This window comes from Simplicispira sp. (assembly GCF_028687295.1).
In the GTDB taxonomy this organism is placed as follows: Bacteria; Pseudomonadota; Gammaproteobacteria; order Burkholderiales; family Burkholderiaceae_C; genus Simplicispira; species Simplicispira metamorpha.
Window position 1 is genome coordinate 1 of record NZ_JAQUAL010000018.1, and the last position, 9,339, is coordinate 9,339.

Below are 9,339 nucleotides of genomic sequence, written 5' to 3' on the forward strand. Positions count from 1 at the left end.
AGCCTGCTGGAGCGCGCCGAGGCACTGGCCAAAAACGATGCCGACTTGCTGTATGCCGTGGCCAATGCCTGGTTCAAGCGCGGCCAACCCCACTCGGGCGTGGCGGTATTTGACCGGCTGCAAGAGCGCGCTGGCCCGTTGCCTGTGCCAGTGCAACTCGACCACACCGCCTTGCTGCACCGTGCACAAAACGATGCCGCTGTGGCACAGCGCCTGCCCCTTTTGCTGGCGCATTTGCAATGGAGTAGCGCACAAGAGGCGCAGCTGTTGGCCTTGTACGGCAACCACCAAGAGCGCCAGATTGAGCGCCAGCGCGCCGCTGGCCAACCAGGTCAAGCGCTCGAACTGGCACACGCCCCGCTGCCAGACATCCACACACGCAGCCATGCAGCCCCCACCCAGCAGCAGCGCCGCCGGGTGCAGGCACAGCTGCTGGCCGCCGCCGGTGAATACGCCGACGCCACCACCGTTCTGCAAGCACTGGTAGCCGAGTTGCCGGACGACGCAGCGCTGCGCATGGCGCTGGGCGACGCCCTGTCGCGCCAGGGACGCAGTGAAGAAGCTATGGAACAAGCGCGCTGGCTGGCGCAGCACCTGCCCCCCACCGATACCAACCAGCAGCTGGCACTGCTGCGCCTGTGGCAGCGCGCTGGCGACATGGCAGAGGCACGGGCTTTGTCGCTACAGCTACTGCAATCGGCCCCCGCTGATACCGATGTACTGCTGCACGCCGCGCGGCTGGAGCGCGCCGGACGCCAGTACGCACAGGCCATTGGGCTGTTTCAACGCGCGTGGGCACGGGAAGCGCACAGCGCCGGCATGGCACTGACGGGCACCACCAACACGCCCGGCACACCCGATACCGCCGATACACCGCAGGGCAAGCCACTGGCCTTGACCTACAGCCTGCAATGGCCCTTGCCCGCCAGCACACCCGCTGCCACCCCGAACACATCTGGCCAGACTGACGCACTACCGGGCATGCCGCTGGCGCTGACATACACCCTGAACGCCTCTGCGCCCATCCACGCCACGGCCCACACCGGCCATGAAGCCCTGGACAAGATTGCCACCGAAGTACGCACCATTGAAGCGCGTCGGCAGGTCTGGATCGAAGGCGGGCAACAAACACTGGAAAAAAATGCCACCGAGGGCATCTCCAGCCTGCACGGCTGGGAACGCCCGATGGTGGCCTGGATGCCCCGGGGCTACGACGGACACTATGTGCTGCACGTCGACCAAGTCCAGTTGGACGCAGGTGAGCTGCCGCTGCAAAGGGACAGTGCACGCAACTATGGCCAGGTCGCGGCATGGCCCGAGGGCGACTACCGCCTGGGCGGGACGCGCCAGCGCAGCACCGGCACCAACGTCGGTTTTGGTTTTGTGGGCGACAACCTGGAGTGGGACATTGGGGCGACGGGCATCGGCTTTCCAGTCACCAACCTGGTGGGCGGCGTGTCGCACAGCGACAGCACCGACGGCTTCAACTACCGGTTTGGCGTATCGCGCCGCCCTCTCACCGGCAACCTGATGACCTACGCTGGCGCGCACGACCCCATCACCGGAGCGGTGTGGGGAGGCGTCGTTGCTACAGGCCTATCCACCCGGGTGTCCACCGACATCGGCCCGTACAGCACCTCGTTGAGTGCCAGCTACGCCCTGCTCACCGGCAAAAATGTGCGCCGCAATACGCGCCTGCAACTGCGCTGGGCGGCAGACCGCGATGTCTGGCAGTCCAGCCACAGCACCGTCAACTTGTCACTGGCGGTGTCGGCCTGGCGTTACGGCCACGATCTGTCGGAGTTCAGTTGGGGGCATGGCGGCTACTACAGCCCACGCAACTACCTGTCGCTGGCGCTGCCGCTGGAGTGGAGTGGCCGCAATGGCGCCTTGACCTGGCTGGTGCGCGGCGCCGTATCGGCCTCGCGCAGCTCCAGCAGGGACTCCAACTTTTTCCCGACCAACCCGGCATTGCAAGCCCAGGCCAGCGACCTGGGGGGCCAGCCTGTTTACCTGGGAGGGCGCAGCACCGGCCTGGGGCGGTCTTTTCGCGCGGCCATCGAATACGACCTGTCACAGCAACTGACTCTGGGCGCGCAACTCGACCTCGACCGCTCTGCCTACTACGCACCCACCAGCCTGCTGTTTTACGCCCGCTACCGCTTTCACCCCGTCCTGGTACCGCCAGAAAACCGCCCGCGCCCCGTGCAAACCTATTCCAGTTTCTGAGATGTCTGCGTCTTCCATGCTGCGGTCTTCCCGCCCATCCAAGCCTCCACTGAATTGGGGGGGTGTGCTGCGCACGCTCGCCCGCCCATGGCGACGCACCTCTGCACACCAGCCAAGCACGGCCCTGCCCATGGGGCTGGGTGTCGGCGCCTTGCCCGATGGCATGGGGCGGCTGCCGCACGGCGCCCCCGTAGCGCTGGTAGCGCGCGACATGCCCAGTGCAGAACTGTGGCTGCCCGCTCTGCTGACCGATGCGGTGTCGGCTGGCAGCGTATTTTTGCTGGCACACGACCCGGAATGGATTGACCGCCTGCTGTCCTACCCCGCACTGCACACTGCCCATGCACAAGGGCAGCTGGTCATCTGGACGATGGCGCCAAACCTGCCGTCTGTATTGCGCACTCAAGGGCTGCGCCCCCTGTGGACCGAACTGCAAAGCGTTGGCCTGCGACCTGAGCATGCGGTGTACGTCATGGATGCCCAGCCCCTGTTCACGGGGCTGGATATGCAGGCCTTGGTGCGCGTGGGCGAACAACTGCGCCTGCGCTGCCTGGAGCGCCAGCAGCCAGTTGTCTTGGGTTTTTGCCCGCCCACCATGGCACCACCGACCGATGTACTGCCCATGCTGCGCGAACTGTGCGGCATGACCATGCACATCGCCACCCTGTGTACCGGTGCAGACCACAGCACTTTGCACTTTGAGCGTTGGAACAGCGACAGCGGCGCCGTCTTCCAAACGGGTTTTGGCCTCACGCTGGACGCACAGACGCAGCAGCTGCGCTACGACGGCAGCCGCACCCAGGGCCAAGGCCAGGTCTTGGTGGAGGCGCCAGACCAGCGCGCAGTGATCGCCACCCGTGCTGCGGTAGCCCAGCAGCACGGCGTGCCACCGCACTGGCAGATCGTGGACGCGCTGGACGGCGTGGCAACGGCCGCTGCCCATAGCATTGGTGCCACCGTACTGATCGACGCGGGCAACAGCGACGGGTTTGAAGAGCGTGCGCGCCTGGTACACCACTTGCGCTTGACGCGCCCGCCCACCCTGAAAATCGTGGTGCGCGAGAGCACCGGCAAACTGCGCGCGCACAACGAACAAGCCCTGCTGCAGCTGGGCGCCAACGCGGTTTTTTACCGTGAACTGGGTTTTTCCCGTTTGCTGCAATTGCTGCAAGACATCCGCAGCCAAAGCTACCACCGCCCCGTCAATCCCGATTACGCGCAGGCATTGAACGCCTTCATGCCAGCGCTGGCACGCGGCTACCAACCAGCGCCCGAGTTTTGCCGTCTGGTGCAGGGCATGCTGGAGCGCACGCACAGCATTGGCCTGGGCCACAGCATGGTGCGTTTGGACATCGCCCCCCAAATTGCCCACATCACCGCTTTGCGCGCGTGCAAGATGACGCGCGATGGCGACCTGGTCACTGCCAGCCACAGCGCGGTGTATGTGTTTTTGTTTGCCTGCCGCGAGCCCGATATTGAATCGGCCCTGGAGCGCCTGTTTGACGTGCCCGTGGCACAGCTTTTTACGGCCCAAAGCACCGACTGCTCGCACACAGGCATGCTGCAAATGCTCAAGGGGCTAGACCACGCCGCACGCCAGGGCCTGCCCGACTACAGCAGCCTGCTCGCACCACTGGTGCCAACATCGCCTGCTGGCTTGGCCACACCGACGGTACCGGCCACTGCCAACCCAACATCCATGGCCACCGTGCCCGCGCTGCCGCCAGCCGTGCCCTCCAGCCTCGACTCTACGCAGGCGCCCACACCCACCGCATCGCCCGCAAAACGGCCCAGCATCTACGCCAAGCCCATAGCCCAACGCCGCCGCGATCTTGCTGCGCCTTGAGCAGCCAACACCCGTTATGAATTTCTTCCTCTTGTTCGTTTCTGTCACTGTGGGCGCCGCGTTGGCCTGGGCATGCATCGCCTGGCTGCAACGCAGGCACCAACGTACGCGTGCCTTGCGCTGCATCGTGCCCTATGCGTCCGCCGCACAGCGCCCAGTACCGCCGGAGCACAGCCCATGATGGCCACTACAGCCGCCCCGATTGCCATCGTCTCGCCACTGGGTGGCGCCGGGCGCACCACCCTGACAGCGCATCTGGCCACCTTGGTGGCGATGCAAGGCAGGCCCTGCCTGGCGATTGACTTGTGCAGGCAGAACACGCTGGGGCGGCATTTGGGCGCACCAGAAAGCAACCAAACAGGCTGGGCCACACTGGCCGCACAAGGGCAGTGGTGGGGCGGCGCTGCCCTGAGCAACTCGGACACGGTGGGCTGGCTGCCCTTTGGGGCGGTCAGCCTGCCGGAACTGGCCGCTTTGCAGCACGCATGGGCACTGAGTCCAGATTGGTTGCAAAATCGGCTTCAAGACCTTGATGTACCTGCGGATAGCGCTATCTTTTTGGATACACCTACCTGGCCTGCGCCACTGTCCTGTCAGGCCATGGCAGTGGCCAGTGTGGTGTTGATCGTGCTGGAAGCATCGGATCGCGCTTGCCATGCGCAAGCGCTGGTGGAGCAGGCTCTGGCGCAAGCACCGGCCGGTGTGCCATACGCCATTGCCATCAATCGCATCGACCCGCGCCGCCCCTCCCAACGCACGGCGCTGCAAACGCTGCGCGCGCAATGGGGCGACGTGCTGCTGCCCTACTCCGTACACGAAGATGAAAACATCGCCCAGGCCTGCGGGCAGGCTGCCAATGTGTGTGCCTGGGCACCGCAAGCCCAGTCCTCGCACGACTTGCAAGGCATCAGCCAGTGGCTGATGAACCACCTGCCGACAGCCCCGCAGGCCACAGCCCACACCCCACTGGTGCAACCCGCATGACACCAGCGCCCTTGCCAACCACCCCCACCAGTTTCCTGCGCCGCCTGCAAGCCTGGTGGGCCCACTTGCTGGAAGTACCCAGCGATGCGCCCCTGCGACTGTGGCTGTGGCGCCTGTTGGTGCGTCCAGCCGTGCCGGGCGACAGTATTTGGGCCAGTCTGGCCTCCGGCACCTACCGCCTGCTGGGTGCGGTAGCGTGGCTGCTGACCAGCTCCATCAAGCTGACGACCAGGTTGCTGTATGCCGCCGCCTGGCCCGTGCGTTTGGCCATGCGCTGGCTGGACAAGCTGGCACCGCACATCAACGTTACCGCGTCAGGGCGCTTGGCCGATCGCTATCTGGGGCCCGTGCTGGCCTTGCCCGGCGCCCGGTGGATCGCTCTGGGACTGGGCACTTTGGCGGCGATCCTGGTCATGACCACGCCCTTCACGTGGTTTGGCCAGACCTTGTTCATGGTGCTGGCGTGGGCACTGGCCATGGTGCTGCGGCGCCTGCCGGGGCAGTACCCCACGCTCATGCTGGCCACCCTGAGCCTGCTGGCCATGGGCCGGTATGCCTGGTGGCGCCTGACGTCCTCGCTGGAATTTGAATCGCCCATGGAGTACCTCCTGGGCTACGGCCTGCTGCTGGCCGAGGCCTACACCTGGCTGGTGGTGGTGTTTGGTTTTATCCAGACGGCCTGGCCGCTACAGCGCCCCACGGCACCACTGGTCGGCACGCCACAAGAATGGCCCAGCGTGGATGTGTTCATTCCCACCTACAACGAACCCCTGAGCGTGGTGCGCGCCACCGTGCTGGCAGCGCTGGCACTCGACTGGCCCGCCGACAAACTCAATGTATTCATTCTGGACGATGGCAAACGCGAGGAGTTTCGGGAGTTTGCCGAGTCGGTGGGCGTGCGGCACATCACCCGCACCAACAACCGGCATGCCAAAGCAGGCAATCTGAACCACGCTCTGGAAATCACCCACGGCGAACTGATCGCCATTTTTGACTGCGACCACATCCCCACCGAGTCTTTTCTGACCAGCGCCGTAGGCTGGTTCCAGCACGACCCGAAGTGCGCCATGCTGCAAACGCCGCACCATTTTTTCTCGCCCGACCCGTTCGAGCGCAACCTGGGCACCTTCCGGCGCGTGCCCAACGAAGGGGCACTTTTTTACGGCCTGATCCAGGACGGCAACGACTTCTGGAACGCCACCTTCTTTTGCGGCTCCTGTGCCGTGATCCGGCGCGGGCCTTTGATGGAAGTGGGCGGCATTGCCGTCGAAACCGTGACCGAAGACGCGCACACCGCCCTCAAGCTGCACCGCCGGGGCTACACCACGGCCTACATGAACCGCACCTTGGCCGCTGGCCTGGCAACCGAAAGCCTGTCGGCCCATGTGGGCCAGCGCATTCGCTGGGCGCGCGGCATGGCGCAGATTTTCCGTACCGACAACCCCTTTCTGGGCAAGGGGCTGACGCTGTGGCAGCGCATTTGCTACAGCAACGCCATGCTGCACTTTTTCTTCGGACTACCGCGCCTGGTGTTCTTGACGGCGCCGATGGCGTTTCTGTTTTTCGAGTGGCACATCATCAATGCCAGCGCCATCCTGATTGCCTTGTATGTGTTTCCCTACGTCTTGCAGTCCAACATTGCCAACGCCCACGTACAAGGCGAATACCGCCACAGCTTCTGGGCCGAGGTGTATGAAACCGTGCTGGCCTGGTACGTGGCCTGGCCTACCACGGTGGCACTGATCAACCCGCGCATTGGCACGTTCAACGTCACGGCCAAAGGCGGTTTGGTGGCGCAGCCGTACTTTGACTGGGGTATTTCACGCCCCTACACCATCCTGGTGTTGCTGAACTTCCTGGCTTTTGGCGTGGGTTTGGGGCGCTTGTTCTTCTGGAATACCCACGAAACCGCCACCGTGCTGCTCAACCTGCTGTGGACGGCCTACAGCATCCTGATTCTGGGCGCTGCCTTGGGCGTGGCAGCCGAGTCGCGCCAGGTGCGGCGCATGCATCGGGTCAACACCCGCATGCCCGCCACTTTGTTTCTGGATGACGGCCTGGTGCTGCACGCCCAGTGCGTGGATTTCTCGATGACCGGTGTGGGCCTGCACATGGCCGCCGGTACGCCCCTGGTTGCAGGACAAAAAGTCCATCTCGGTTTATGGCGTGGCCAGACGGAATGCGTCTTTCCTGCCACCGTAGCACTGCAACGCCACAGCGGTGAAGTCGGTCTGGAGTTTGACCCGCTGGATACCCAGCAGCAAATCGACCTGGTGCAATGCACCTTTGCCCGCAAGGACGTGTGGCGTGACTGGAACGAAAGCCATGACACCGACCGCCCACTGCAAGGCCTGCAAGAAATTGCCGAACTGGGCGTACGCGGCTACCGCACCTTCGGGCACACCTTGGCCACCGATGCGCGCAGCTTTCTCACACGCCTCATGCCACGTTCACGCACGCTCTGAACCGAGATTCCATGCACTACTGGAATCTTTACTTTTTGCTCAAGACTGGCCTGTTTTATCGCGGCTACACGGGCTTTGATTGGGTACTGAACCTGGCCTTGGGCACCGCTTTGGCATGGCCCATGCCACAGGGCCGTTGGCGTCGGTGGCGCAGCGTCCTGGCCTGGCCCGCAGCACTGGCGCTGCTCTACAGCGACTCCTATTTGCCCCCGCCAGGGCGCGTGCTCTCGCAGGCCAAGGCATTGCTCGGCTTCAGTGCCGACTACTGGCTGGAGTTGCTACAGCGTGTCTTCAGCCCCACACTGGCGATGGGCCTGGTGGTCATCATCGGCAGCTACAGCCTCCTGGCGCGGCGCATCCGTTTTGCCACGCTGGCGCTGGCAGGTATTTTGAGCGTGCCCATGGTGCAGTTCCTGCAAACCGATGCAGCCGACCCCCACACCAGCGTGGCAGGTCTGGGCGATGCCAACGCCAGCGCAGCCACCCAGCAGCCCGGCACCCCCGACGAGCTGGTGCGGGCCTTTTATGCCGAGCAAAGCCAGCGGCGCATACAGTTCAGCGCCAGTACCACTCCACCGCCGTTTGACATCATCTTGCTGCATGTGTGCTCGCTGTCATGGGACGACATGGAGTTTGTCGGAATGCGCGACCACCCGCTGCTACAGCGCTTTGACGTGGTGTTCACCGATTTCAACAGCGCTGCCAGCTACAGCGGCCCGGCCTCGCTGCGCGTGCTGCATGGCACCTGCGGCCAACAGCGCCACCAGCAAATCTACGAAGGCGAAGACCCGGCCTGCTATGTATTTCCCAGCCTGGAAAAAATAGGCTACCAAACTGGCGCTCTGCTGAACCATGACGGTGTGTATGAAAATTTTGCCACCATGCTCGAACAAAAAGGGGGCCTCCAGGGCAAGCTGCTGCCCAACCAGAGTGCGCCAGTCCACATGCAAAACTTTGATGGCTCGCCCATCTACAACGATTACGCTCTGCTGTCGCAGTGGTGGAAAAAACACACTGCGCAAGGCCGATCGCCCACCGCGCTGTACTACAACACCGTATCGCTGCACGATGGCAACCGGGTTCCCGGCATCACCTCGCGCAGCAGCCTGGACACCTACAAGCCGCGCCTGGTACAGCTGCTGGCCGACTTCGACCGCTTCATCAATGATCTGGAAAAGAGCAAACGCCCCGTGGCACTGATTCTGGTGCCCGAGCATGGCGCCGCTTTGCGCGGCGACAAAATGCAAATTTCAGGGATGCGTGAAATCCCCAGCCCGCGCATCACGGTGGTACCCACCGCCGTCAAGCTGATTGGCCTGCCGCTGCCAGCCGCCCCTGTCGGCACACCGGCCAACAACACGCCCACCGCGCCGCTGGTGGTCAGCCAGCCCATGAGCTACCTGGATCTGTTTGCCCTGCTGAACGACTGGTTCACCGACAACCCTTTTGCGCCCCAGCCCCTGCAAACCCTGGCCGAACGCATCGCCAAACTCCCCGGCACGCGCTTCATTTCCGAAAACGCGGACGTGGTCACGTTGCGCAACGACGCGGGCCAATACTTTCTGAAGTCGGGCAACGACCCGTGGATCAAATACGCGCCCTGACGGCGCCTCCATCGTGGCGCACCAAGGGCGGGAAGCAGGCCACCGGGGTGTGCTTTGCCGGCGGCTATCAGGCCGCCAGGGCGTCGGCGCGCGCTTGGGCGGCGGCAAAGTCCAGATCGCCCGAGTAGATGGCCCGGCCGCAAATCACACCTTCCACACCCTCGCTCTCGACGGCGCAGAGCCGTTCGATGTCTTGCATGCTGCCCAAGCC

The 9,339-nt window shown here is 64.1% G+C and carries 5 protein-coding genes and 1 pseudogene; 5 read left to right on the forward strand and 1 reads right to left on the reverse strand.

The genetic code is table 11. From position 1 onward, the window contains the following. From PHX69_RS03780 to bcsG, 5 genes are all read left to right on the forward strand, one after another. Positions 1-2,229 (forward strand): cellulose synthase subunit BcsC-related outer membrane protein (locus PHX69_RS03780; protein WP_288042428.1); only part of this gene is annotated, 2,229 nt, incomplete at its 5' end. Positions 2,230-2,359: 130 nt separating this feature from the next. Further along, a complete protein-coding gene (gene bcsE, locus PHX69_RS03785; RefSeq protein WP_288042430.1) occupies positions 2,360-4,075 on the forward strand; it encodes a cellulose biosynthesis protein BcsE in 1,716 nt (571 codons plus the stop codon). Between the two features lie 177 nt (positions 4,076-4,252). Continuing rightward, complete coding sequence (gene bcsQ / locus PHX69_RS03790) at positions 4,253-5,059, forward strand: cellulose biosynthesis protein BcsQ (protein ID WP_288042431.1); 807 nt, start codon at positions 4,253-4,255, stop codon at positions 5,057-5,059. Positions 5,060-5,070: 11 nt separating this feature from the next. After that, positions 5,071-7,524, forward strand: coding sequence for a UDP-forming cellulose synthase catalytic subunit (gene bcsA, locus PHX69_RS03795; RefSeq protein ID WP_288042432.1), 2,454 nt, complete (start codon positions 5,071-5,073; stop codon positions 7,522-7,524). Positions 7,525-7,535: 11 nt separating this feature from the next. After that, the gene (gene bcsG / locus PHX69_RS03800; RefSeq protein ID WP_288042433.1) at positions 7,536-9,128 is read left to right on the forward strand and encodes a cellulose biosynthesis protein BcsG; all 1,593 of its coding nucleotides are present in this window, start codon (positions 7,536-7,538) and stop codon (positions 9,126-9,128) included. A gap of 67 nt (positions 9,129-9,195) precedes the next feature. Here the strand turns inward: bcsG and PHX69_RS03805 are convergent. Next, a pseudogene (locus tag PHX69_RS03805) lies at positions 9,196-9,339 on the reverse strand (1-(5-phosphoribosyl)-5-((5-phosphoribosylamino)methylideneamino)imidazole-4-carboxamide isomerase); the annotation flags it as partial.

What these genes read in the sequence shown, in the direction of transcription:
- bcsE (WP_288042430.1), top strand. Translation starts at nt 2,360, where the DNA reads ATGGGGCTGGGTGTCGGCGCCTTGCCCGATGGCATGGGGCGGCTGCCG.
- bcsQ (WP_288042431.1), top strand. Translation starts at nt 4,253, where the DNA reads ATGATGGCCACTACAGCCGCCCCGATTGCCATCGTCTCGCCACTGGGT.
- bcsG (WP_288042433.1), top strand. Translation starts at nt 7,536, where the DNA reads ATGCACTACTGGAATCTTTACTTTTTGCTCAAGACTGGCCTGTTTTAT.